The organism is Nocardia bovistercoris, from assembly GCF_015674855.1.
GTDB classification, from domain to species: domain Bacteria; phylum Actinomycetota; class Actinomycetes; order Mycobacteriales; family Mycobacteriaceae; genus Nocardia; species Nocardia bovistercoris.
This window is the reverse complement of the sequence record NZ_JADMLG010000009.1, coordinates 295,240-319,458: the sequence shown is the minus strand read 5'-3', so window position 1 is coordinate 319,458 and position 24,219 is coordinate 295,240. Positions and strand designations below refer to the sequence as shown.

At 68.5% G+C, this 24,219-nt stretch carries 20 protein-coding genes; 10 read left to right on the top strand and 10 right to left on the bottom strand.

Going from position 1 to position 24,219, the window contains the following annotated elements:
- Positions 1 to 17: 17 nt before the first annotated feature.
- From IT779_RS37960 to IT779_RS22955, 3 genes are all read left to right on the top strand, one after another.
- Positions 18 to 3,764 (top strand): 5-oxoprolinase/urea amidolyase family protein, encoded by a 3,747-nt coding sequence (locus IT779_RS37960; protein WP_232542017.1) that lies wholly within the window; start codon positions 18 to 20, stop codon positions 3,762 to 3,764.
- Positions 3,765 to 5,609 carry an allophanate hydrolase gene (atzF, locus tag IT779_RS22960; protein ID WP_196151432.1) on the top strand — a complete coding sequence of 615 codons (1,845 nt, stop codon included), beginning with the start codon at positions 3,765 to 3,767 and terminating at the stop codon, positions 5,607 to 5,609.
- 148 nt (positions 5,610 to 5,757) lie between these two features.
- Positions 5,758 to 6,972, top strand: a complete 1,215-nt coding sequence (locus IT779_RS22955; RefSeq protein WP_196151431.1) for an FAD-dependent monooxygenase — start codon at positions 5,758 to 5,760, stop codon at positions 6,970 to 6,972.
- 105 nt (positions 6,973 to 7,077) lie between these two features.
- Here IT779_RS22955 and IT779_RS22950 read toward each other — a convergent pair whose 3' ends face one another.
- Both IT779_RS22950 and IT779_RS22945 read right to left on the bottom strand, forming a co-directional pair.
- Positions 7,078 to 7,743 carry an arsenate reductase ArsC gene (locus IT779_RS22950; protein WP_332838923.1) on the bottom strand — a complete coding sequence of 222 codons (666 nt, stop codon included), beginning with the start codon at positions 7,741 to 7,743 and terminating at the stop codon, positions 7,078 to 7,080.
- 748 nt (positions 7,744 to 8,491) lie between these two features.
- Positions 8,492 to 8,929 (bottom strand): Fur family transcriptional regulator, encoded by a 438-nt coding sequence (locus IT779_RS22945; protein WP_196151429.1) that lies wholly within the window; start codon positions 8,927 to 8,929, stop codon positions 8,492 to 8,494.
- A 430-nt stretch (positions 8,930 to 9,359) separates the two neighbouring features.
- On the opposite strand from IT779_RS22945, the gene IT779_RS22940 reads away from it, so the two are divergent.
- Together IT779_RS22940 and IT779_RS22935 are read left to right on the top strand one after the other, a co-directional pair.
- Complete coding sequence (locus IT779_RS22940) at positions 9,360 to 10,538, top strand: APC family permease (RefSeq protein WP_196151486.1); 1,179 nt, start codon at positions 9,360 to 9,362, stop codon at positions 10,536 to 10,538.
- Between the two features lie 47 nt (positions 10,539 to 10,585).
- Positions 10,586 to 11,941, top strand: coding sequence for a serine hydrolase domain-containing protein (locus IT779_RS22935; RefSeq protein WP_196151428.1), 1,356 nt, complete (start codon positions 10,586 to 10,588; stop codon positions 11,939 to 11,941).
- A 9-nt stretch (positions 11,942 to 11,950) separates the two neighbouring features.
- On the opposite strand, the gene IT779_RS22930 is transcribed toward IT779_RS22935, so the two are convergent.
- Positions 11,951 to 12,985, bottom strand: coding sequence for an aspartate-semialdehyde dehydrogenase (locus tag IT779_RS22930; RefSeq protein ID WP_196151427.1), 1,035 nt, complete (start codon positions 12,983 to 12,985; stop codon positions 11,951 to 11,953).
- A gap of 2 nt (positions 12,986 to 12,987) precedes the next feature.
- On the bottom strand, positions 12,988 to 14,253 hold the full coding sequence (locus tag IT779_RS22925) for an aspartate kinase (RefSeq protein WP_196151426.1): 1,266 nt from the start codon (positions 14,251 to 14,253) through the stop codon (positions 12,988 to 12,990).
- Between the two features lie 549 nt (positions 14,254 to 14,802).
- Here IT779_RS22925 and IT779_RS22920 point away from each other — a divergent pair.
- Positions 14,803 to 15,216: a YjbQ family protein gene (locus IT779_RS22920; RefSeq protein ID WP_196151425.1), complete on the top strand. Its 414-nt coding sequence runs from the start codon at positions 14,803 to 14,805 to the stop codon at positions 15,214 to 15,216.
- Here the strand turns inward: IT779_RS22920 and IT779_RS22915 are convergent, their stop codons facing one another.
- Positions 15,217 to 15,795 (bottom strand): dihydrofolate reductase family protein, encoded by a 579-nt coding sequence (locus tag IT779_RS22915; RefSeq protein WP_196151424.1) that lies wholly within the window; start codon positions 15,793 to 15,795, stop codon positions 15,217 to 15,219.
- Positions 15,796 to 15,868: 73 nt separating this feature from the next.
- Here IT779_RS22915 and IT779_RS22910 point away from each other — a divergent pair, with 73 nt between their 5' ends.
- The 4 genes from IT779_RS22910 to IT779_RS22895 all read left to right on the top strand — a co-directional run bounded on the left by IT779_RS22910 (position 15,869) and on the right by IT779_RS22895 (position 18,621).
- Positions 15,869 to 16,438: a TetR/AcrR family transcriptional regulator gene (locus IT779_RS22910; RefSeq protein ID WP_408637785.1), complete on the top strand. Its 570-nt coding sequence runs from the start codon at positions 15,869 to 15,871 to the stop codon at positions 16,436 to 16,438.
- Between the two features lie 121 nt (positions 16,439 to 16,559).
- On the top strand, positions 16,560 to 16,751 hold the full coding sequence (locus tag IT779_RS22905) for a DUF1918 domain-containing protein (protein ID WP_196151422.1): 192 nt from the start codon (positions 16,560 to 16,562) through the stop codon (positions 16,749 to 16,751).
- A 156-nt stretch (positions 16,752 to 16,907) separates the two neighbouring features.
- Positions 16,908 to 17,369: an SRPBCC family protein gene (locus IT779_RS22900; RefSeq protein WP_196151421.1), complete on the top strand. Its 462-nt coding sequence runs from the start codon at positions 16,908 to 16,910 to the stop codon at positions 17,367 to 17,369.
- Between the two features lie 37 nt (positions 17,370 to 17,406).
- Positions 17,407 to 18,621 (top strand): low temperature requirement protein A, encoded by a 1,215-nt coding sequence (locus IT779_RS22895; RefSeq protein ID WP_196151420.1) that lies wholly within the window; start codon positions 17,407 to 17,409, stop codon positions 18,619 to 18,621.
- Between the two features lie 5 nt (positions 18,622 to 18,626).
- On the opposite strand, the gene IT779_RS22890 is transcribed toward IT779_RS22895, so the two are convergent.
- From IT779_RS22890 to IT779_RS22870, 5 genes are all read right to left on the bottom strand, one after another.
- Positions 18,627 to 19,457, bottom strand: coding sequence for an ion transporter (locus IT779_RS22890; RefSeq protein ID WP_196151419.1), 831 nt, complete (start codon positions 19,455 to 19,457; stop codon positions 18,627 to 18,629).
- Positions 19,458 to 19,529: 72 nt separating this feature from the next.
- On the bottom strand, positions 19,530 to 21,158 hold the full coding sequence (locus IT779_RS22885; RefSeq protein WP_332838921.1) for a GMC oxidoreductase: 1,629 nt from the start codon (positions 21,156 to 21,158) through the stop codon (positions 19,530 to 19,532).
- 78 nt (positions 21,159 to 21,236) lie between these two features.
- Positions 21,237 to 22,835 (bottom strand): alpha/beta hydrolase, encoded by a 1,599-nt coding sequence (locus tag IT779_RS22880; protein ID WP_332838920.1) that lies wholly within the window; start codon positions 22,833 to 22,835, stop codon positions 21,237 to 21,239.
- 5 nt (positions 22,836 to 22,840) lie between these two features.
- Positions 22,841 to 23,410, bottom strand: a complete 570-nt coding sequence (locus IT779_RS22875; RefSeq protein ID WP_196151417.1) for a hypothetical protein — start codon at positions 23,408 to 23,410, stop codon at positions 22,841 to 22,843.
- A complete protein-coding gene (locus tag IT779_RS22870) occupies positions 23,407 to 24,174 on the bottom strand; it encodes a sulfite exporter TauE/SafE family protein (RefSeq protein ID WP_196151416.1) in 768 nt (255 codons plus the stop codon). Before IT779_RS22870 ends, IT779_RS22875 begins: the two co-directional genes overlap by 4 nt.
- Positions 24,175 to 24,219: the final 45 nt, after the last annotated feature.

Below are 24,219 nucleotides of genomic sequence, written 5' to 3'. Positions count from 1 at the left end.
AGATCGCCTGCCGGATCATGCGCACCGCGCGCGAACTCGGGCTGAAGACGGTGGCCGTGTATTCGGAGGCGGACGCGGGCGCCGCGCACGTGGAATTCGCCGATTCCGCGACAGCGCTCGGTCCGGCGGCGGCCGCGCAGTCCTATCTGCGCGCCGACCGGGTGATCGAGGCCGCGCTCGCGAGCGGCGCGGGCGCGATCCATCCCGGTTACGGATTCCTTTCGGAGAATGCGGAATTTGCCGCCGAGGTGGCCGCCGCGGGCATCACTTTCGTCGGGCCGACGCCCGACCAGTTGCGGGTTTTCGGCGACAAGCACACCGCGCGCGAGGCCGCGACGGCGGTCGGGGCGCCGCTGATTCCCGGCAGCGGCCTGCTGGAATCGGTCGAGCACGCCGTGGCGGAGGCGGAACAAATCGGGTTCCCGGTCATGGTGAAAGCGGTCGGCGGCGGTGGCGGTATCGGAATGCGGTCCTGTTTCGACGCCGACGAATTGCGCACGGCGTTTCTGCAGGTGCAGCGGCTCGCGGCGGCGAATTTCTCCTCCTCGGGCGTTTTCCTGGAACGGTTCGTCGCGCGCGCCCGGCACGTCGAAGTGCAGGTGTTCGGCGACGGGCGCGGTCGCGTCGTCGGGCTCGGCACCCGCGACTGTTCCTTGCAGCGGCGCAATCAGAAGGTGCTCGAAGAGGCGCCCGCGCCGGGTCTGACCTCGGAACTCACCGAGCGTCTCGTGGCGTGTTCGCGCGAACTCGCGCGCTCGGTCGACTACCGGTCGGCGGGCACCGTGGAATTCGTCTACGACGTCGATCGCGGTACGGCCTCTTTCCTGGAGATGAACACGCGGCTGCAGGTGGAACATCCGGTGACCGAGGCGGTCACCGGGGTCGATCTCGTCGAGTGGATGCTGCGCCTGGCGGGCGGTGACAGTTCGATGCTCGACGAACTGCCCGAATCCGGTCCCGCGATCACCGGATGGGCTGTGGAGGCGCGCGTGTACGCGGAGGATCCGGCGCACGATCACCGGCCGAGCGCGGGTCTGATCACGGCCGCGCGGTTCCCCGAGAACGCCAGGGTGGACACCTGGGTGCGCACCGGCGCCGAGGTCAGCCCGTACTACGACCCACTGCTGGCGAAGGTGATCACCACGCACTCAACGCGGGCCGGTGCGTTCGCCGATCTCTCGAATGCGTTGGCGCGCACCGGGATACACGGCGTGCGCACGAATCTCGCGCAACTGCGCGCGGCGGCGACCGATCCGACGGTGCTGGACGCGGCGCATCTGACCACCACGCTGGCCGACATCGCACCCGTCGAGGACCGCATCGATGTCCTTCGCGGCGGAACCATGACGACAATTCAGGACCATCCGGGTCGAATCGGCTTGTGGCGGGTCGGGATACCGCCTTCCGGACCGATGGACGACCTGTCCTTCCTGCTCGCCAACGAGGCGGTCGGCAATCCGGCGTCGGCGCCCGCGCTCGAATGCACCCTGCACGGACCCCGGCTGCGGTTCGCCCGACCGGCGACGATCTGCGTGACAGGCGCGCCGACGCCGGTCACGGTGGACGACGCGCCGGTCGCGATGTGGGAGCCGGTCAGCGTGCCCGCCGGGGCGGTGCTCGACATCGGCATGCCTGTCGATGCCGGGCTGCGGACCTATGTCGCGGTGCGCGGCGGTATCGACGCGCCGCACTACCAGGGCAGCGCGTCCACGTTCACCCTCGGCGGATTCGGCGGCGTCACCGGGAAATCGGTGGCGACCGGCGAGGTGCTCGATATTGCGCAGGACCCGAATCTTTCTGCGAAACAATATATTTCGGAGAAGCGGCGGCCGAGTTTCGGACATGTCTGGGAACTCGCCGTCGGCGTCGGCCCGCAGACCGCGCCCGCCTATTTCACCGACGACGACATGGCGCAGTTCTGTACACATCCGTGGCGGGTCGCCAGTCACGCCAACAGAACCGGCATACGTCTCGAAGGGCCGAAACCGACGTGGTCGCGCACCGACGGCGGCGACGCCGGTCTGCATCCGTCGAATCTGCACGACAATCCTTACAGCGTAGGGACTTTGAACGTCTCCGGGGACACTCCGATCCTGCTCGGCCCGGACGGTCCGAGCCTCGGCGGATTCGCGTGCCCGCTCACGGTGATCTCCGCGCACCGATGGAAACTGGGGCAACTGCGCCCCGGTGACACGGTGCGATTCGTTCCGGTCACCGATGCCGAGGCCGAGCTCTTGCGCGATTCGGAAGCGCGCGGCCGGGATTCGGTCTCCGAGGCACTCGCGAGCGCCCGCGAGTTTCACACGGGACCGCACGCGCCGACGATCTTCGGCGAACGCGACGCTACCGACGCGGACAGCGAATCTTCGACCAACGGTCCCGACATCAGCGGTGATCACACCGACCGAGAGCACGATGCCCGGACGCATACGGCGAACTCGGTGGTGCGCGGCGATTCCGGAGCACATCGGAGGTTTCGCGCCGGAATCCTCGACGACCGCGGTGTTCTCGGCGGCGTCGAGGCGGGCGCGGACCGGCCCGAGGCGGTGTATCTGCGCGGCGGTGACGACAACGTGCTGGTCGAGTACGGCGAGATGGTGCTGGACCTCGGTCTGCGGATGCGGGTGCACGCACTGACCGAAGCGCTCGCCGCGACCGGTCTACCCGGTATCGTCGATGTGACGCCGGGTGTGCGGTCGCTACATATCCACATCGATCCCCAGGTCCTCTCCCAGCGGAAACTCGTAGGTGCGCTGCGGGAACTGGAGTCCGAACTTCCGGCGACCAACGACCTGGTCGTGCCGAGTCGCACCGTGCGACTTCCGCTGTCCTTCGACGATCCGTCCATAGCCGAAGCCATCGACCGTTATCGCAGCGGTGTGCGCGACACCGCCCCGTGGTTGCCGTCGAATACCGAATTCATCAGGCGCATCAACGGACTCGACAGTGTCGAGCAGGTGCGCGCGGCGGTTTTCGACGCCGAGTATCTGGTTCTCGGGCTCGGTGACGTGTACCTGGGCGCGCCGCTCGCGGTTCCGCTCGACCCGCGCCATCGCCTGGTGACCACCAAATACAATCCGGCGCGCACGTGGACGCCGTCCGACGCGGTCGGTATCGGCGGAAAGTACCTGTGCGTCTACGGGATGGCCTCGCCCGGCGGGTACCAGCTGATCGGGCGGACCGTACCGATCTGGTCGAGTTACCGCCAGTCCGCGCCGTTCGAGCCGGGCACGCCGTGGCTGTTCCGCTTCTTCGACCGGATCGTGTGGGAGCCGTGCACCCCGGAGGAACTGCTCGAATTCCGGGCGGCCGCGCGGGCCAGCCGGTTCGACGCCGAGATCGGGGCGGGCGTCTTCGCCCTCGCCGATCACCGGCGCATGCTCGCCGAACACGCCGATTCCATCGCCGCGTTCGAATCCGCGCAAGCCGCGGCGTTCGAAGCGGAGAAGCAGGCGTGGCTCGCGGCGGGCGAATTCGAACGCGGCGCGGTCGCGGCGGCCGTCGCGGCGGTCGATGCGGACCCGCTGGCCGGGCTGCCCGCGGACGCGACCGTGGTCACCGCGCCGATGATCGGCAATGTGTGGCGCGTGGAGATCGAGGAGGGCCAGCGACTCGACGCGGGTGCGCCGGTCGCGATCCTCGAGGCGATGAAATTGGAACTGCCGGTGCACAGTCCGGGCGCGGGCACAGTTCTCCGGGTGCTCACCGCGCCCGGCGCGAAAGTGGAACCGGGAACCCCGCTAGCAGTGATCGGAGTCGACTGAATGACCACAGGCGTTGTTGACGACACCGCGGTGCACGAATCTCCGACCGAACGGGCCGAGGCCGCGTTCCGGCGCATCGCCGAGGTAGACCGTCCCGAGGTGTGGATAACCCTGCGGACGCGGGAGGAGGTGGTCGCGGACGCCGCTGCGGTCGAAGCCCGGCTGGCCGCGGGCGCGTCGCTGCCGTTGGCGGGTGTGTTGGTCGCGGTGAAGGACAATATCGACGTCGCGGGGCTGCCGACCACGGCCGCCTGCCCCGAATTCGCCTATACCGCCGAGGTCACCGCGGTCGCCGTGGAACGGTTGGTCGCGGCGGGCGCGGTGGTGCTCGGCAAGACGAATCTGGATCAGTTCGCCACCGGACTGGTCGGCACGCGCAGTCCATACGGCGCGGTCCGGCACGCGGTCGACCCGGAGTTGGTGTCGGGAGGTTCCAGTTCGGGGTCGGCGGTCGCGGTGGCGCTCGGCATCGCCGATATCGGCATCGGCACCGATACGGCGGGGTCGGGTCGGGTGCCCGCGGCGCTGCACGGTCTGGTCGGGATCAAGGCCACGCTCGGAATCATCCCCACCCACGGCGTCGTGCCCGCCTGCGCCGACTTCGACGCGGTGACGGTGTTCGCCGCCGAAATGAGCGCGGCGGTGGCGGCGGCCGCGATCATGGCGGGCCCCGATCCGCGCGACCCGCGCAGCCGCCGCTGGCCCGCCGACGTGCGCTTGGCCGCCCCGGCGCGCGCCCGGCTCGCGGTGCCGCGCGCCGACGACCTCACCGCGCTCACCCCCGACTACCGCGCCGCGTTCGCCGATACGGTCGCCGCGGCGCGGGCGGCCGGTGTCGCCACCGAGGAGGTCGACATCTCGGCGCTGTTGGAGGCGGCGCTGCTGCTCTACGACGGCTCGGTGGTCGCGGAACGATACGCCGCGGTGGGCGAATTCCTCGCGGGGTCGCCCGCGAGCGCCGACCCGACGGTCGCCGCCATCATCGCGGCGGCGGGTCGCACCACAGGACCCGGTTTCGCCGACGACATGGACACCCTGGCGCGCGCGAAAGCAGCCGCGGCCACCGCATTGCGGAATTTCGACGGCCTGCTGCTGCCGACCACCACCGAACACCCGACCATCGCCGCGGTGCAAGCCGATCCGATCGCCATCAACCGCAGGATGGGCACGTACACGAACTTCTGCAACCTGCTCGACATGGCGGCGATGGCGGTGCCCGGCGCACCGACGCCGCGCGGGAATCCCTTCGGCGTGATGGTGGTGACGCGCGCATTCGACGATCAGGTCGCGATCGATCTCGCGGCACGGATCACCACCGCGATCGGTCCTTCGTCGGTGGACACCGATGCGCCCGCGGACACCGAGAAGCAATCGCGGGCAGCGGGCCGGAAACGGTCGCGGGCGAACAGCCACAATCCATCGCGGGCGGACACCGGCACACCGGTGCTGGTCGGTGGCGGTGTGGAATTGGCGGTGTTCGGCGCCCATCTGCGGGGGCAGCCGTTGCACTGGCAGTTGGAGGAGGTAGGCGCGCGGTTCGCGGGTGCGGTCACGACCACCGACGCTTATCGGTTGACCGCCTTGGACACGGTTCCGCCCAAACCGGGGCTGGTCCGGCACGGGGCGGGGCTCGGCGCCCCGATCCGCGGTGAATTGTTCCTGGTGTCGCGGGCCGGACTCGGCGGATTCCTCGCGGGCCTGCCCGCGCCGATGGGGCTGGCCCCGATCGAGTTGTCCGACGGTCGCGCGGTCATCGGCTTCGCCTGCGCCTACGACGCCGGGCGTGCGGGCACCGATATCACAGCTTTCGGCGGGTGGAAGGCGTATCTACAGCGCCAGAACTGATCCCACGGACGGACCGAGGCCTCCGGCAGCTTCGGTCCCTCGGCATTCCCCGACCCGCTGGAACGCATGTCTTACACATTTGTTCTAGACAGACGTGCGAGTCGTCTGTTAGACATTTGTCTAAGACATTCGATCCAGAGAGGTCACCATGAACGCCACACCCCGCGTCCTCGTCTCCGGCGGCGGCATCGGCGGCAACGCCGTCGCGGCGCTCCTGCTCCGCGCGGGCATCCCCGTCACCGTCGTGGAACGCGCCACCGCTCCCCGCCCCGGCGGCCAAGCCGTCGACCTGCGCGGACCGAGCCGAGAAGTAGCCGAACGCATGGGCATCATGCCCGCGATCCAGCGGCGCCGACTCGATGAGCGCGGCATGCTCTACCTCGACGACCACGGCCGCGAGAACCTACGCGTGCCCGCCGAACTCTTCGACGGCAAAGGCGGCGTCGCCGATATCGAGATCACCAGGGGCGACCTGAACGCGATACTCCTCGACGCCGTCGCGGAGACCGGCGGCGCGGACTACCGCTACGGCGAATCGATCACCGACATCGCCCAGGACCCCGCGGGCGCGAACGTGAGTTTCGCCTCCGGCGCGACCGAACGCTACGACGTGGTGATAGGCGCCGACGGCCTGCACTCGACCACCCGCGCCCTCGTCTTCGGTCCCGAACCGGAATTCACCACCTACCTGGGCGGATACATGTCCTTCTGCACCATGGACACACCCGAAGGCATCCAACCGCACTGGTTCTCGATGCAGTCGCTGGTCGGCGCCACCGGACTCGGTTTCCGCCCCGACGCCGACCCGTCCACCTGCAAAGCCCTCGTGATCATCCGCGCACCCGCCGACCCCACGCTGCGTCGTGACACCACCGCACAACAGAACCTGATCCGTACGCGCCTGTCCGGCGGCGGAGCACTCGCCGATCTGGTCGTAGCCGCCATGTCCACAACCGAGGACTTCTACTTCGACGAACTGTCACGCGTCGACCTCCCGCACTGGTCACGCGAACGAGTAACCCTGCTCGGCGACGCGGGCTACTGCGGTTCCCCGCTCAGCGGCCACGGCACGGCGATGGCACTGGTCGGCGCCTACCTGCTCGCGGGCGAGATCATCGCGGCTCCGGGTGACCCGGTGCGCGCGCTCGCGACCTACGAACAGCGGATGCGACCGTTCGTCACGACAGCGCGACGACTTCCACCCGGCGGGCTGCGCGCGATGACGCCGAATTCGCGCGCGGGCATCATGGCTGGCCGCGCGGTGAGCAGACTGATGACGTCCAGGTTCATGAAACCACTGGTCATGCGCATGCTGCCGGAATCCGAAACCGAGACCTACCGCCTCCCCGAGTACGCGGCCTAATCGCTCTCCCGTTCCGCCGACCGCGTCGAACACCCCGTCCCGCCGCTCAGCACGCGCGCTCGACCGCTCGGCGTCGTCCATCCGCACGGCCGGGAACCACCGCGGTCAGTGCACCGCGAGCACGTCCAGTTCCACCAGCAGATCCGCGACGCGCCTGCCGATCTCGTCGCGGATCGGACGGACCTGGTCGACGTCGAGCCCGGCCGGGTCCTCGATGATCCACTCCACATAGCGCGGTCCCGGCACCAGCGGACAGATGTCTCCGCAGCCCATCGTGACGACGATGTCGGCGGCGCGCAGGATCTCGTAGGTCCAGCGCTTCGGGCGGCCCAGGCCGATATCGATGCCGATCTCGGCCATCGCCTCGACCGCGGCGGGATTCAGCGCCGCACTCGGCTCGAGCCCGCCCGACCAGGCCACCGCCCTGCCCCTGGCCAAATGGTCGAAGAAGCCGAGCGCGATCTGGGAACGCCCGGCGTTGTGGGTGCACAGGAACAGCACCGTCGGGTCGACGCGCTGCCGCTTGCCCTCATCGCGCGCCCTGGCTTCCAGATGTCGGCGACAGAAACGTTCGGCGAGCACCGGCAGGTAGGTCGGCACTCGCGAACTCGCCACGAATTCGTCGTAGGACGACTCGAGACAGTCGTGCACCGTGTCCCAGTCGAACAGGGTCACGAACTTCAGGCGCAGCCGCTCCTCCGCGAGTTCGAGTGCCACGTCGTGGTCGAGTGCCAGGAGCCGAAATGGGCGCGTGGCCGACAGGTCAGACACGCGTCCAGTTTCCCCGCGCGGCACTTGAAGGGGCAAGCGAACTTCGCATGAATCCTGCGAGCCGGGCCGGTCACCCCTCGTTGACCGGCCCGGCCCGATATCTCGGATGGAATTCGTCGACACGCGGCGCATGGTTACCGGTCGCAGCGGTAGCGCCCCGATCGCCCATCAGCTCCCGGAAGTGCCACATCGCGCCTGCCCGGACGACGAACGGTCGGGTCGGTCACCCCTCGTGGACCGATCCGACCGGCGTCGTCCCCCCGACCCGACTTGTCACCCCTCGTGGACAAGTCGAGCCAGGTTCCCCACCCCGGCTGTGGCTGATTCCCCCCTTTCCCCCGGTTCCGTCCTGCTTTCGGTCCTCCTGTTCGGTGTTACCGGTGAGCCCCGGTCTCGAGATAAACAATGCGATGGCGGGCTTGCTGCGCACTTAAGAAGACCTTGGAACGCAATACGTGCTGGTAACGATCGTTTGATCGCGCCGACGCGCGGTAGGCGCGATGATGTAATCAGTGCGCCAAGGAGATTGGAGCGACGATGGAAACCGTGGTGGTCTTCGTACTGGCCTGCCTGCTGTACTGGTGGGGCCTGCTCTGAGACTGTTACCCGACGACTAGTTCGCCCCCGGTTCCGTGACCGGGGGCGAAATATTTACTCCGTCCGAGTGCGGTTGACATCACCTGTGGCGGGTACTCCAATGCGCGGGGAGGTGCGCCCGCGGCTGGATACGCACCTCCCCGTCGGGGATTCAGCGGGCGCGGCAGGTGGGGCACAGGCCCCAGAACACGACCTCGGCCTCGTCCACGGCGAATCCGTGGGAATCGCCGGGGTCGAGACACGGCATCGCGCCGACCACGCAGTCCACGTCGACCACGGCGTCACAGCCGCGGCACACCAGATGGTGATGGTTGTCGCCGGTCCTGGTCTCGTAGAGCGCGGGCGAACCGGCGGGCTCGATACGGCGCAGCAGACCGGCGGTCACACAGGCTCTCAGCACGTCGTAGACGGCCTGGGTGGACACCGAGCCGATCGCCGTGCGCACCGCGGCGGCGACCCGGTCGGCATCGGAATGGGGATGGGCGGCAACCGCGTTCAACACCGCGACCCGAGGGGCCGTGACCCGCAGTCCCGCCTCCTGTAACCGGCCGCGCGGATCGCCCCCGCCTGATTCGCCTTTTTCGCGCACATTGTCGATGGTCCCAGTTTTCCGGACACGGTCCAAGGAAACCGAGATTCCTTGTGAGGCGATCGACAGCGGCTAATCCTCGGCGTCACCGCGATCCGCTCATGTCGCGGTCGGCCCGCGGGGTGGCGCGAATCACCCCTACCGGCGCGGAATAGGTTCGGGGGTCGACTCGTTGTACCGCACTGTCGGCGTCCGGACAGCCCCGGGCCTCACCCCATTCGTCGCTACGAGCGACCACCCGCCGAGAGGCGCTTGTGGGACGTCGACCCTCGCGTGCAAGTGCCGCCGGTCCAGCACCGGCGGCACTTCTCGTATTCGCGCCCGAGTTGGCACCGGCCGTGAGTTGGCGCAGGATACGGACGTGACCGCGCACGACGCACTCTCCCGACGGCTCGGACTGACGGATTCGGTAGTCATCGGCCTCGGCTCGATGGTCGGCGCGGGCGTATTCGTCGCACTCGCCCCGGCAGCGGCGGCGGCAGGCGCGTGGCTGCCTACGGCCTTGGCGGTGGCGGCCGTACTCGCCTACTGCAACGCGACCTCATCGGCCCACCTGGCCGCCCTGTACCCGGTGTCCGGCGGCACATACGTCTACGGGCGAGAGCGCCTCGGCCCGTTCTGGGGGTACCTCGCCGGTTGGGGTTTCGTCGCGGGCAAGACCGCTTCCTGCGCGGCGATGGCATTGACCGTCGGCGCGTACGCCTGGCCCGAGTATTCGCGGATCGTCGCGGTGGCGACCGTGGTCGTGATCACCGGCATCAACTACGCGGGTGTGCAGAAATCCGCGCTGGCCACCAGGATTCTCGTCGGCGTCGTGCTCGCGGTGTTGGCCGCCGCGATCGCGGTCGGCCTGTTCGGCGACCACGCGGGCGCGCGCTCGCTGTCGGAGACCGTCGGGCCGCTCGGCGTACTCCAAGCCGCGGGCATCCTGTTCTTCGCCTTCGCGGGCTACGCGCGCATCGCCACCCTCGGCGAAGAGGTGCGCGACCCGCGCCGGACCATACCGCGCGCGATCATGCTCGCACTCGGATTCACCCTGCTGCTCTACGCGCTGGTGGCGGCGGCGGCCATGCTCACGCTCGGGTCGGGCGGTCTCGCCGGGTCGGACGACCCGTTGGCCCGGCTGGTGACGGAAGCGGGCGTGCCCGAGCTGGCGCCGGTGGTGCGCTTCGGCGCCGTACTCGCGGCGGCGGGTTCGCTGCTCGGACTGCTGCTCGGCGTGTCGCGGATCGGTCTCGCAATGGCGCGCGACCGGTATCTGCCCGGCGCGCTCGCGGCCGTGCATCCGCGTTTCGGGGTGCCGCATCGCGCGGAACTCGCGGTCGGCGCGACGGTCGCGGTGCTCGCCGCGATCTTCGATGTGCGTGCGGCCATCGGCTTCTCGTCCTTCGCGGTGCTGTTCTACTACCTGATCGCGAATATCGCGGCGAGCACCCTGCGGGCCGACGAGCGCCGACCGGCGCGGGCGATTCCGGTCCTCGGCGCGATCGGTTGCGTGGTGGTCGCGTTCGCGCTGCCGGTCGCCTCGGTGCTCGCCGGTCTCGGGGTGCTCGCGCTCGGCGCGGCATGGTACGCGGTGGCGCGCCGGACACGACGCGACGTGACATAAGGCCTATCAGCGGGTGCGGAGGGCTTCGGCGCGATAGCCTTCCGGCCATGGGGCGAATCCGTGGTCTGATGGTCCACGTCGGGGTGGCGGCACTGGTGGCGGGCGGCGTATTCGCCGGGGCCGCGCCCGCGGCGGCGGCTCCGTCCGGAAGCGAGACGCACTGCGCGGTCTCATCGGGACGGGAGGCGCAGCGCGCGGCGCCCGAGGAGGTCGGCATCGACCCACAACTGCTCGATACCGCGTTGCGGTTCGCGAGCACCCGAAATCGCTTGAACGTCAAGATTTTCCGGCACAACTGCCTGGTCGGTGAAGGTCCGACCAACAACGTGACCGACACGGTGGCGTGGAATGTCTGGAGCGCAACCAAGAGCGTGGTGTCCGTACTCGCCGGAATGGCATGGGACCGAGGCCTCATCGACCTCGACGCCCCCATCGACCGCTACCTACCCCCCGGTCTCGGCGACGCGGCGCACCGGTCCATCACCGTGGAGAATCTGCTCACCGAGACCTCCGGCATGAAAGTCGGGGTCCTCACCGAAGGACTCACCGGCGTCATCCCGCTCGACCCGAACAGCGCCGTCCAAGCGCTCGGCGTGCCGCTCGCCTCCACACCCGGCACCGCGTTCAGCTACAGCCAACGCACCGTCGACCTGCTCGCCTACGTCCTCGAGATCGCCATCGGCGAACCGCTGCAACAGTTCGCGCAGCGCGAACTGTTCGATCCGCTCGGCATCGCGCGCGGCGACTACTACTGGGCGCGCGACCGCGCCGGACACACCTACGGCTACGCCCACCTGATGATCCCGCCCGATGACTTCGCCAAACTCGGCCTGCTGGTGAGCAACCAGGGTCGCTGGGGCGAGCGGCAGCTGGTCTCGGCGGAATACCTGGACAAGGCGACCACGCCCTCGCGCGCGAATCCGTGCTACGGCTACCTGTTCTGGCTCGGACCCGGCTGCGCGGAGACCCCGGCCTTCCTGCCCGACGACGTCTTCACGATGGCCGGACTCGGCATGCAGAACGTGTTCGTCATCCGCAGTCTCGATCTGACGGTCGTGTGGACAGGCGCGTACGGCAATGTCAGCGCCTACGGGGTGTCGGGGGTCGTGCAGAACACCTCGGAACTGCCGCACGAATTCTTCCGGCGGCTGTTGGCGGCCTTCCACGGCAGCCCGGTACCCGAGCCGGGGCCGTACGTGGAACCGCCGCTTCGCCTCGACCCGAGCCGCTTCGTCGACGCGAACTTCCTGCTCGCGGTATTCGGCGTCGGCCCGAGTTCCTATCCCGGCTGCAATGTGCTGAGCTGCCTGAACTATCCGCTCGCACCGCCGTTCGCCGATACCGCGCCCGGCTGCGCCATCCTCGCCTGCCTCGGGCCGGACGCACCAGGCATCCGGCCCTGAGGTGGCTACTCAGCGCCGGCTGAGCAGGACCTCGGCGATCTGAATGGTGTTGAGCGCGGCCCCCTTGCGGAGGTTGTCGCCGGAGACGAACAGCGCGAGGCCGCGGCCGTCGGGCACGCCGGGATCCTGGCGGATGCGGCCGACGAGGGATTCGTCGACACCGGCGGCCTGCAACGGCGTCGGCACGTCGACCAGTTTCACGCCGGGCGCGCCCGCGAGGATCTGCTTCGCCCGTTCCACCGAAAGCGGGTCGGCGAATTCGGCGTTGATCGACAGCGAATGCCCGGTGAACACCGGAACCCGCACGCAGGTACCGCTGACCAGCAGGTCGGGCAGGCCCAGAATCTTGCGGCTCTCGTTGCGCAGCTTCTGATCCTCGTCGGTCTCGAAGCTGCCGTCGTCGACGAGCGCGCCCGCGAGCGGGATCACGTCGAAGGCGATCGGCGCGACGTACTTGTTCGGCGCCGGGAAGGCGACCGCGCCGCCGTCGTGCACCAGTTTCTCCGCGTCGTCGACAACCGCGCGCACCTGGGTGGCGAGTTCCTCGACGCCGGCAAGGCCGCTGCCGGACACCGCCTGATAACTGGAAACGATCAGCCTGCGCAGGCCGGCTTCGTCGTGCAGCGGCTTGAGCACCGGCATGGCCGCCATGGTCGTGCAGTTCGGGTTGGCGATGATGCCCTTGGCGAGCGAGCGGGTCTGTTCGGGATTGACCTCGCTGACCACGAGCGGCACATCGGGATCCTTGCGCCAGGCCGAGGAATTGTCGATCACCGTGACGCCCGCGGCCGCGAAGCGCGGCGCCTGCACGCGCGACATCGCACCGCCCGCGGAGAACAGCGCGATATCCAGACCCGACGGGTCGGCGGTCTCGGTGTCCTCCACCACGATCTCGCCGCCGCGCCACGGCAGCGTCTTGCCCGCCGAACGCGCCGAGGCGAAGAAACGCACCTCGTCGGCCGGAAAATCCCGTTCCTCCAACAGCTTCCGCATGACCGCGCCGACCTGACCGGTGGCGCCGACGACTCCGACGCGAATACCCACGGTTATCGCCCCGTTCCCGCGTGCACCACGGCGACCTCGTCGCCGCCGAGGTCGAAGGCCTTGTGCAGCGCCTGCACCGCCTCGTCGAGTTCGCTGTCCCTGACCAGCACCGAGATACGGATCTCGGAGGTGGAGATGAGGTCGATGTTGACGCCCGCCTCGGCCAGCGCCTCGCAGAAGGTGGCTGTGACGCCGGGATGGCTCTTCATGCCCGCGCCGACCAGCGACACCTTGCCGATGTGATCGTCGTAGAGCACCTGGGCGAAGCCGATCTCGTCCTGGTGGCGGGTGAGCAACTCGACCGCGCGGGAACCGTCGGACTTGGGCAGGGTGAAGGTGATGTCGGTCTTGCCGGTGTCGATCTTGGAGATGTTCTGCAGCACCATGTCGATGTTGATCTCCGCGTCGGCGACGGCACGGAAGATCTTGGCGGCGTAGCCCGGTACGTCGGGCAGGCCGACCACGGTCACCTTGGCCTCGCTGCGATCGTGCGCGACACCGGTGAGGATTGCTTGCTCCAAGGGGATGTCCTCCATCGATCCGTATACGTAGGTGCCCTGCTTGTCGGTGTAGGACGAACGCACGTGCACTGGCACGTTGTAGCGGCGCGCGTATTCCACGCACCGCAGCATCAGCACCTTCGCACCGCACGCCGCCAGTTCCAGCATCTCCTCGTAGGAGACCTGATCGAGCCGCTGCGCATCCGGCACGATCCGGGGATCGGCGGTGAAGACGCCGTCCACATCGGTGTAGATCTCGCAGACATCGGCGTCGAGCGCCGCCGCCAACGCCACCGCGGTGGTGTCGGACCCGCCGCGGCCGAGGGTGGTGACGTCCTTGCTGTCCTGGCTGACGCCCTGGAATCCGGCGACCAGCACCACGAGCCCCTCGTCGAGCGCCGAACGCAGCCGGCTCGGGGTGACATCGATGATCTTGGCATTGCCGTGCGCGCCCGTGGTGATCACACCCGCCTGCGAACCGGTGAAGGAACGCGCCTCCGCGCCGAGGGAGTGGATGGCCATGGCGACCAGCGCGTTGGAGATGCGTTCACCCGAGGTGAGCAGCATGTCCATTTCGCGGGCGGGCGGGGACGGCGCGACCTGCTGGGCCAGATCCAACAGCTCGTCGGTGGTGTCGCCCATGGCGGAGCACACGACCACCACGTCGTGCCCCTGTTTCTTCGTTTCGACGATCCGTTCAGCGACGCGCCGGATACGCTCGGCGGTGGCCACCGAGGATCCTCCGTACTTCTGAACAACGAGAGCCACGACGGGGTCCTCCACGATCGGCAAACAGCAGACGCAGCTAGAGTACCGACCTCGGCCAGCGAATATGCGCGTACCTCCGGCGCAGGCTGGTGGCACCGCGACCAGCGCCGGGCCGTGATCGCGGGTGAATTCGGCGCGGCGGAGACGCTGCCCCGGTATCCGTGACCGCCGGTTCCGAGCGGTGTCCCGCGGGCGCGGCGGGCGGCGGTTTACGCAGGTCATGTCCCACCCGGCGACGCAGGTGCGCGCCTTGTCGACCGTGATGTCGCCGCGGCGGGTCCCGCTCCGCGACTCGCCGCGTTCGGGACACACCGTGCGGACAACGATTTCGGCCCGGTAAGTGAGGTACTCCACAGCGGCGCGGCAACCGCCGGAAGAGTTGGTCCACCCGGTTTTCCTCTCACACACATAGACCCCGTGCACGTGGGTATTCCCAGTCGCCCGCGTCGCCCGCGTCGCCCGCGTCGCCCGCGTCACCCAACGAGTCCACGATGGGCTGTTGTCCGTACCGCGCGTGATCGTGGCGACGTCCGAGAGGAGGATCGCAGTGTGAAGAGCACAGTGCTGAAGGTGTCGACCGGCCGCACCGAAGTCGTCCACGATCTGACCCCGCGTTGCGCCGCCTTCGCCGAGGAGGTCGGCGGCGACGGACTGCTGCACATCTTCGTCCCGCACGCCACGGCGGGTATCGCGATCATCGAACTCGGCGCGGGCAGTGACGACGACCTGCTGGCCGCACTCGGTGATCTGCTGCCCGCCGACGACCGATGGCGGCATGCGCACGGCAGCCGAGGGCACGGGCGTTCGCACGTCATGCCCGCGCTGATTCCCCCGTACGCCACGGTGCCCGTGCTCGGCGGCGCGTTGACGCTCGGCACCTGGCAGTCGATCGCGCTGGTCGACCTCAATGTCGACAATCCCGACCGTCAGGTGCGGCTGTCCTTCCTCTCCGACGCCGGGTGATCAGGTCCGGCGGAACCAGCCGACCTGGGTGCCGTTGTCGAATTCGCGGCGCGCGGTCGGCGTGAACATGGTGGGCAGGAACCCGCCCGCGAACGCCGGGATGCCCGCACCCGCGACGACCGGATAACTCTTGATGACCAGCTCATCGATCTCGGTCGAGAGCTGACCCGCGAGTTCGCCGCCGCCGCACAGCCAGATGTCGAGCCCGTCGGGCTCTTGTTTCAACCGGCGCACGAGAGCGAGCGGATCCGTGTCGACCACCTCGACGCCGGGAGCGTCGACACTGCCGATCGTGCGCGAGACGATGTACTGCCGCAGGTGGCGGTACGGGCTGAGCAGACCCGCTTGCCGCGCCGGTTCGTACGTGCGGCGGCCCATCACCACCGTGTCGAAGCGCCGGTTCGGCACGTCCGGGGGCAGGCCGACCATTTCGCGCACGTGGGTCGGCATGGTCTCCGGATATTCGGCGTTGATCCAGGCCGTCAGGTCGGCGCCGACGGGAAAGAAGTCGAATTCGCCGTTCGGCCCGGCGATATATCCGTCGAGGGAGACACCCACGTAGTAGACGAGGTTTCGCATAACCACACCACCTGAACTGTAGTACTCTGTATGTAGTGATTTGAATGTAGTACTACGGATGGAGTGGTGTCAAGTGCGCACGAATCCCGAACGACGAGGGGCGCTGCTGGACGCGGCGATCGAGGTATTGGCGGCCGAGGGCGCGCGCGGACTCACTTTTCGCGCGGTCGACAAGTACGCTTCGGTGCCCGCGGGCACGGCGTCGAACTACTTCGCCAACCGCGACGAGCTGCTCACCCGCGCCGGAGAACGCTTCTACGAGCGGGTGCAGCCGAGCGCGGAGACCATGGCGAAGGTGACCGACGGCCCGAAGGATCGCGCCACCGTCACCGAACTCATGTACGAGATCATCGACCGCCTCGAAACCTTCCGCACCGGCTACCTCGCCCTGCTCGAACTCCGCCTCGAAGCCACCCGCCGCCCCGAACTGCGCGCCGTCCTCACCGAGCGGGTGCGCGCCGACGTCGAATTCAACGTGCGCACCCACCTCGACGCGGGCATGCCCGGCGACGAGACCTCGGTGCGCCTGCTCTACCTGGCACTGAACTGGCTGATCGTCGAGCGCCTCACCCTGCCGGGCGTGATGGGCGAGGAACAGAGCCGAGAACTCGTCGCCGCGGCGGTGAACCGCCTGATCGAGTGAGCGGTGAACCGCCTGATCGAGTGAGCGGTGAACTCATCGGCGGGCCGCCGTATCGGCCGATACCGGGATCACATCGGTGGGGGAACTTGTGACGCCCATCACCAAGTTCGATAATGGACCGATGATGGCGAATGTCGGAGATCGACTGCACGTACACGGACACGTGGTCGGGCAGGCGGACCATCGATGCGAGATCATCGAGGTGCGCGGCCACGACGGATCGCCGCCCTATATGGTGCGATTCGCCGACGGACACGAGTCGCTGATGTATCCGGGGCCGGACGCGGTCGTCGAGCCCGCCGGATCGGATTGACACCGGCCGTCCCGAGGCCCGCGAAATCGACCACCCCACCGACGTCGGCGTTACTCGCGAGTAGCGTCATGCCGGATCCGCATCACCCGGTTGACGGAACTGAACACGGCTGTGCAGAATCGGCCGAGTTGATCCGCCGGGGGGTGGAGGTATGGCATGCGCACGAAGGTCGATATCCGCTTCGCCGTTGACATCACACGTGCGCAGGTCTTCGAGGCTCTCGCGGCCATCGAGATGCTTCCCACGTGGTCGATGTACCAGGACGCGCGCGTCGCGAGCCGCGACGAGAACGGCCGACCGCGCCGGGTCTACGTCACCGCCGATGTCCTCGGCAGTTCCGATCTGCAAGTCCTCGAATACGAGTGGACCGTGCACCGGGCGGCCTGGCGGGTGGTGGACAGTTCGCGCGGCATCGGCGGCGGCGGCTGGTTCGATGTGGTCGAGGAACGCCAGACCAAGATCTGGTACCACGCCGAACTGCACTCCCGGCTCCCGCTGCCCGGCCTGGTCATGAAGCGCACCGTGCAGCGCTGGCACGAGACGGTCGTGCAGAATTTCGTCGAATTCTCCGAGGCGTATTCGCACCAGGAACCCCAGGACGACTACCAAGCCCTCTGACCTCCCGGCGCACGTCCCGAGGTGCCAATATGGCGGCATGATCGGTAAGCGGAAGCCGCGGTTCCAGCCGCAGGCCGAGGGCGCTGCGGTGACGCAGCTCGAACTGTTCTTCGACCTCGTCATCGTGTTCGCGTTCACCATGGTCACCGACCTCGCGGCCGAGGAAACCAGCGCCGAGAACATGGTGCGCGCGGTCCTGGTGCTCGCCGTCATGTGGTGGATCTGGATCGGCTACTCGTGGCTCGGCAATGTGGTGAAGGCCGACGAGGGCATCATGCGGGTCGCCCTGTTCGCCGCGATGGGCGGCGGCTTCATCGCGGCGCTCACCATTCCCGAAGCCTTCCACGATCTGCCCGGCGGCTGGTTCGGCCCGCTGGTGTTCGCGATCGCCTACATGGTGACGCGCCTGATCCACCTCGGCATCTTCTTTCTCGCCAGCGCCGATGACCCGCAGTTGCGCGGTCAACTGACCAGGTGGGCGCTCGGATCGATCACCATCGGCACGTCGTTGCTGGTGATCGCGGCCATGACGCACGGCGTCACGCAGATCGTGCTGTGGGTGGCCGCCATCGCGGGCGACATGCTGTGGACCATGCTCGCGGGCGAGGACTGGCGGGTGAATTCGGCGAACCACTTCGCCGAGCGCTACGGACTCATCATCATCGTCGCGCTCGGCGAATCCATCGTCTCCATCGGCATCGGCGTGGCCGGGCTGCCGATCTCGTGGCCGATCGCGCTGGGATCGATGCTCGGACTTGCTATTTCGGGCCTGCTCTGGTGGGCCTACTTCGACGTGGCCGCGCTCGCGGTGGAACACGAGCTGAAGAACGCGACGGGGCAGCGGCAGATCAAGATCGCCAGGAACAGCTACACCTATTGGCATTTCCCGATGATCGTCGGCATCATCGGGCTCTCGCTCGGCCTGAAGAAGGTGCTGTACTACGTCGGCGACGCCTCACATCACACGCTGCGCGACGCCCTGTACGGTATCCCGTTGTTCGCGCTCTACGGCGGTGTCGTGCTGTATCTGTTCGCCCTGGTCGGCTTCAAACACTATGCGACGGGCGTGGTCTCGTGGTTGCGTCTGATCACCGCGGCGATCCTGCTCGCGCTGATCCCGTTGGCCTGCGCACTGCCCGCGCTCGCCTCGCTGACCCTGCTGTGCGCGGTGCTGACCGCGCTGACGGTCTGGGAGGTCACCCGCTACGCGCAGCCGCGCGAGGAGATCCGGCACGGACATCAGGAGCACTGAGCCGCTCACGGCGCGGGCGGGCGCCGCAGGACGTGCGCGACCCGGTGTTCGTGCGGGGTGTGCCCGTAGTCCGACGGCCGCACGTCGACGCCGTCGATCACCGCCTTCCTGATCTGGTCGACGTTCTCGCGGATCATGTCGGAGACGAGTTCGTCGGTGCGCGGATCGGCGAGCACCTGGAACACGATGCGGAAGGTGGTGTCGGCGACCAGCCGCATGATGTCGTCGTGGAACGGGACGTAGCGGACCACGCCCGCCCGCGGGTCCTTCTTGATGAGTTCGATGATCATCTCGTCCATCTCCGCGCGGTTCTCCTCCAGCGCGGCGGCGATATTGCGGGTGTAGTGGCCGGTGCGCAGCACCCGCGCCACCTCATCGAGCACCGCGATCGTCATGGGGCGCTTGATGACATCGACGATGGTCTTGACGAACCGGTTCACCACCGCCGCGGTGACCCGGTCGCCGAGCGCGCGGTCGGCGACGCGACCGAGCCGCACCGCGATCACCACGATCCGCAGCAGCCGGAACCCGCGGAAGTACGGGCTGGTCACCGGGATCATGCCGAGCACTTCGTACCAGTAGACGAACGGGAAGGTCCACGGCCAACCCGCCCGGCGCCAGCGCCACAGGAATTCCGAGGCGAACACCGCGCAGATCGACCAGTCGACGATCACGATCACGCGGTAGGTGTGATGGGACACCGGGAAGAAGCTCACCCACACGACCAGCACGACGGAAACCACCGCCAACGCCAGCATGACCAGATCGGTCCACAGCGCGGGCGGTCCGGGCGGAAGCCCCGCCGCCTCGTCGCTCGCGGGGTTGGTTGCTGCCACTGGCGAATCCCTTCGACACCGAACGGTCCCGCCGAGAGTATCCCGCCCGCGCGGCGGTGATCACCGAACCGTTCAGCGCCCCGCGCGGACGATGTTCTCGATATTGCGTTCGGCCAGCGCGGTGATGGTGAGGGAAGGATTGACCGTCGCGGTGCTGCCCGGCACCGCGGCGCCGTCGACCACGTACAGACCGCGATGACCGTGCACGCGCCCGTACGCGTCGGTGGCCTTGCCGAGAACGGCGCCGCCGAGCGGGTGCGCGGTGAACAACGCGTTGGCGTCGTAGCCGAGCGCGCCGTATTCGAACATCGCGCCCGCGGCTTCGGCGATGCGGTGGTCGACCGCGCGCGCCGCTTCGGTCGTCTCGTCGCGGTTGCGCGCCGACCAGGTCAAGCCGACCCCGTTGGTAGCGGGGTCATAGCCGAAACCGGTGCGGGTGGGGTCGAGGACCATGCCGAGTGACGCCAGCGCGCCGGTCTCGAACGGGATGCCGGGGATGTACCAGTTCTCCAGGGTCACCGGAACCGTGCGCTCGTCGAAGATGCGGCTCGCGCTCGGCACGCCCTGCCCGAAGCCGCCGACGGCGCTGGCTCCGCGCGCGAGCACCACGTCGCCGTTGGTGCCCCACCCCTCGCCGACGTGCTCGTTCAACTCGGGCAGTGTGCCGGTGGCACGGGCGCGGACCAGCAGTTCCGAGGTGCCGATGGACCCGGCGCCGAGGAACAGGCGATCACAGGTCAGGGTTCGGGTGCCGAGCTGTGCGCCGGTCGGGGCGAGTTTGGTCACAGTGACGACGAAGCGGCCGCCTGGCTCCTGCGCGATGGCGTCGACGCGGTGGCCGGGGAAGATCGTCGATTTGCCGGTCTCGGTGGCGTAGCGCAGATAGTTCTTGTTCAGATCGAATTTCGCGCCGTTGGAATTCCCGAGATTGCTGCGCGCGGCGGTAGCCGAAGGGCGGCTCGCACCCGACAACTCCGCGCGCACCACATTCCAGTCGAAGATCGAATCGTTGGGAATCGGTTCGTAACCCGCCTTGCGCACCTGGTCGTCCCACGCGCGGGAATGGGTGAACGGGGCCGTCCCGTAGAGGTCGGCGGGCAGCGCGTCCAGTCGCAGCATCTGCCGCACCCGCGGGTAGTAGACGCGATCCAGCTCGCCGTAGTCGACCACACCCCCGAAGACCTGGTCGAACAGCCGTCGCTGCGGCGCGACCATGGCGCCGGTGAAGACCACCGAACCGCCGCCGACCGCCGCCGCGCGCCACACGTCGATACCCGGATAGCTGGTGCAGTCCAGGACGCCGCCGAAACTCGAGAACTGCATCGGCACCTTGTTGACGCCGGTGAAGGTGGTCCTATGCCAGAAACCGCGACCGTCGGGCAGGTCGTCGCCGGTGAAGATCTCCCGCCACGGATCGTTCGGCCAGCGCGAACCCCGTTCCAACACGGTGTTCACCACGCCCGCCTCGGCCAGCCGCAATGCGGCGACCGCCGCGCCGAAACCGGAGCCGACGACGATCGCGGGAGTGTGTTCCGGCGGATCGGGCAGTGGCGCGAAGATCTCCGGAATCCAAGCACGGAACAACTCGTGCCAGATCGGATCCGCGGCCGCGGGCCGCGCCCCCGTCGCCAGGCCCGCCATCCCCGCGGAACCCACCAACGCCGCCGCCGCGCTCACCCTGAAAAAGGCGCGTCTGTCCACCGGCCACCTCCCTCATCACGCATGGCCGAGCGCAGACTACCGGTAAATCAGCCGTCCAACCACACCTCGCGGTGGAGGTCAGGACGAGAAAGGCAGCCGGTCAGCGGCGCAGGTGGCGCCCGGCGCAGGTAGCTGGAGATCCACCAGATACCGCTCACGCAAGTGGGTCGTGCACTCGTCGATCCGGTCGTTGCCGTACCCGTCGGTCACGGTGACCAGGCGCGCGTTCACCATCGCCTGCTGCGCGCGCTGCGCGAACAGCAGCGGCGTCACCGGATCGAAGCGATTGCCGAACAGTAGCGCCGGCTTGTCCGCGCCCAAGGTCCACGGCCCGGAATAACGCTGCGGAAAGCCGCCCGCCCGCATCGGCCACGACGCGCACGGCTGCCGCGTGTACAGCCAGAAAGCGCCGAACACCGGCGCCGCGCGCTCGATCTCGCTCGCCATTGCGGGCCACGCCTCCGGCTGGTCGGGCAGGGTGTGGTCGGCGCAGGAAATGGCGGTGAACGAATCGAGGAAGTCGGCGTCGACCGCGCTCGTCGTCAGGATCTCGCGCACGACCGCGCTGTCGCCCTCGGCGCCGCGTTCGAGTTCGTGCAGCAGCCGTCCCAACGCGGGCCAGCCGTCCTCGCTGTCGGAGAGCAGCACGGCGTGCGCCCGCACGAGTTCGGCGTAACTCACCGTGGCCGTGCGCTCCCCCGCACCGACCGTGATCGGACCGCGCCGCGCCCGGTGCACCAAGGCGTCGTCGCGTTCGCGCAGATCGGTCGCGGTAGGGGCGGCCGAGTCGCGAGCCAGGTCGATGAGACCGGGTGAACGGGCGAAATCGCAGGACGAACGTCCCGCGGCGGCACACAATCGCAGGAACTCCGCGCGCACCTCCTCGGTGGCGACCGCGGTATCGGCCATCATGGCGCGGGTGTCGCGGGTGTAGGACTCGGGGTCGACGAGGGAGCCGAGTTGCATCGCGCGCACCCGGTCACCGAACAGCGCGCCGTAGACGATGCCGAGATAGCCTGCGCCCTGGTAGGTCAGCAGCGGGTCGTCCACGGCGCGACGCAACAGGTCGAGGTCCCGCGCGGCGTCGACGGTCGTCAGGTGGTCGAGCAGCGCGCCGGTATTGGCGGCGCAACCCGGTCCGAGTTCGCGGGCCGCGCGGGCGTTCGCCGCCTCTTCCTCCGGTGTGGCCGGAGGGATCGACCGCGCCGACCAGAACGCGCGCTGCGTCTCGGCGTCGGCGAAGCATTCGACCGGCGCGCTGCGTCCCACACCGCGCTGGTCGAAGGTCACCACGTCGAATCGGCGGCTCACCTCGCCGGGGAACAGCACGCCCCGCTCGGCCAGGTCGAAGCCGGAAGCGCCGGGTCCGCCCGCCGCCGCGAACACCGTGCCGATCCTGCGGTCCTGATCGGTGGCGGGCTGGCGCAGCACGGCGACACCGATGGTCTCGCCGTCGGGTCGGGCGTAGTCCAGCGGCACCCGCGCGGTCGCGCACTGGTAGCGAGCCAATTCGGGTTCCTGGCAGGTCGCCCAGTCCAGCAGCGGCGTCGGCGCGGCGTCGACCTGCGCGACCAATGCGGCCACCGCCGACTCGTGCTCGGTCGTGCGACCGCAACCAACGACCGACGGCAACGTGACGACCAACGCCACCGCGAACACCGGACTCCATCTACGCACGGACATCATCGTCCGCCGCCGCGACCGTCGCGGTCGTCATCCTCGATGCGGACATCGACCCCCATCTCTGTCGCGTTCGCGACGTCAGCAGGCACGTTCGCGACGTCAGCAGCCACGATCACGACCTCAGCAGCCACGATCACGACCTCAGCAGCCACGATCACGACCTCAGCAGCCGCGATCACGTCGTCAGCAGCCGCGATCACGACGTCGGCCGCGTTCACGACGTCGGCAGCCACGATCACGACCTCAGCAGCCACGATCACGACCTCAGCAGCCACGATCACGACCTCAGCAGCCACGATCACGACCTCAGCAGCCACGATCACGACCTCAGCAGCCGCGATCACGTCGTCAGCAGCCGCGATCACGACGTCGGCCGCGTTCACGACGTCGGCAGCCACGATCACGACCTCAGCAGCCACGATCACGACCTCAGCAGCCACGATCACGACCTCAGCAGCCACGATCACGACCTCAGCAGCCACGATCACGACCTCAGCAGCCGCGATCACGTCGTCAGCAGCCGCGATCACGACGTCGGCCGCGTTCACGACGTCGGCAGCCGCGATCACGACGTCAACAATCGGATCACCGCGATCGTGCCGACCACCACGATCACCCCGCGCAACACCGTCGGCGACAGCTTGCGGCCCACCGTCGCCCCGAGTTGGCCGCCGATGATCGAACCCACCGCGATCAGCGCCACCACGACCCAGTCCACCTCGGCGATCGCGATGAAGATCACCGCCGATACCCCGTTCACGATCAGCGCCAGCACATTCTTCACACCGTTGAGGCGCTGGATGTCCTCGTGCACGAAGACCCCGAGCAGCCCGATCAGCAGCACACCCTGGGCCGCGCCGAAATATCCGCCGTAGATGCCGGTCGCGTACACGGCGGCGAACAGGATCGGCCCGCCGTGCCGAGGAGCGGGCCCGGTGTCCTGTTCCCGCCGCTTCTTCACCCACGCCGCCAGTCGAGGCTGCACCACCACCAGCACCAAGGCCAGGATGATGAGCACGGGCACGATGGCCTTGAACGCGTCGGCGGGCAGGATCAGCAGCAGGATCGCGCCGGTGATGCCGCCGAGCAGCGATGCCGTCCCCAACTTCAGCAACCGCTCGCGCTGCCCGGCCAGCTCCCGCCGATACCCGATCGCGCCGCTCACCGACCCCGGAACCAAGCCGATCGTGTTCGACACGTTCGCGGTCACCGGCGACAACCCGAACGCGAGCAGCACCGGGAACGTGATGAGGGTCCCCGACCCCACCACGGTGTTGATCCCCCCCGCCGCGATTCCCGCACCGAAGACGGCCAACATCTCCAACCAGCTCATAGTGCTCGAACCTTAACGGCCGTCACCACCACCCTGGCAAACCCT

Coding starts and splice junctions, on each gene's coding strand:
- IT779_RS22905 (WP_196151422.1), top strand. CDS start 16,560: ATGATGGCGAATGTCGGAGATCGACTGCACGTACACGGACACGTGGTC.
- IT779_RS22915 (WP_196151424.1), bottom strand. CDS start 15,795: ATGCGAAACCTCGTCTACTACGTGGGTGTCTCCCTCGACGGATATATC.
- IT779_RS37960 (WP_232542017.1), top strand. CDS start 18: ATGCGCACCGCGCGCGAACTCGGGCTGAAGACGGTGGCCGTGTATTCG.
- atzF (WP_196151432.1), top strand. CDS start 3,765: ATGACCACAGGCGTTGTTGACGACACCGCGGTGCACGAATCTCCGACC.
- IT779_RS22895 (WP_196151420.1), top strand. CDS start 17,407: ATGATCGGTAAGCGGAAGCCGCGGTTCCAGCCGCAGGCCGAGGGCGCT.
- IT779_RS22955 (WP_196151431.1), top strand. CDS start 5,758: ATGAACGCCACACCCCGCGTCCTCGTCTCCGGCGGCGGCATCGGCGGC.
- IT779_RS22870 (WP_196151416.1), bottom strand. CDS start 24,174: ATGAGCTGGTTGGAGATGTTGGCCGTCTTCGGTGCGGGAATCGCGGCG.
- IT779_RS22940 (WP_196151486.1), top strand. CDS start 9,360: ATGGTCGGCGCGGGCGTATTCGTCGCACTCGCCCCGGCAGCGGCGGCG.
- IT779_RS22935 (WP_196151428.1), top strand. CDS start 10,586: ATGGGGCGAATCCGTGGTCTGATGGTCCACGTCGGGGTGGCGGCACTG.
- IT779_RS22900 (WP_196151421.1), top strand. CDS start 16,908: ATGCGCACGAAGGTCGATATCCGCTTCGCCGTTGACATCACACGTGCG.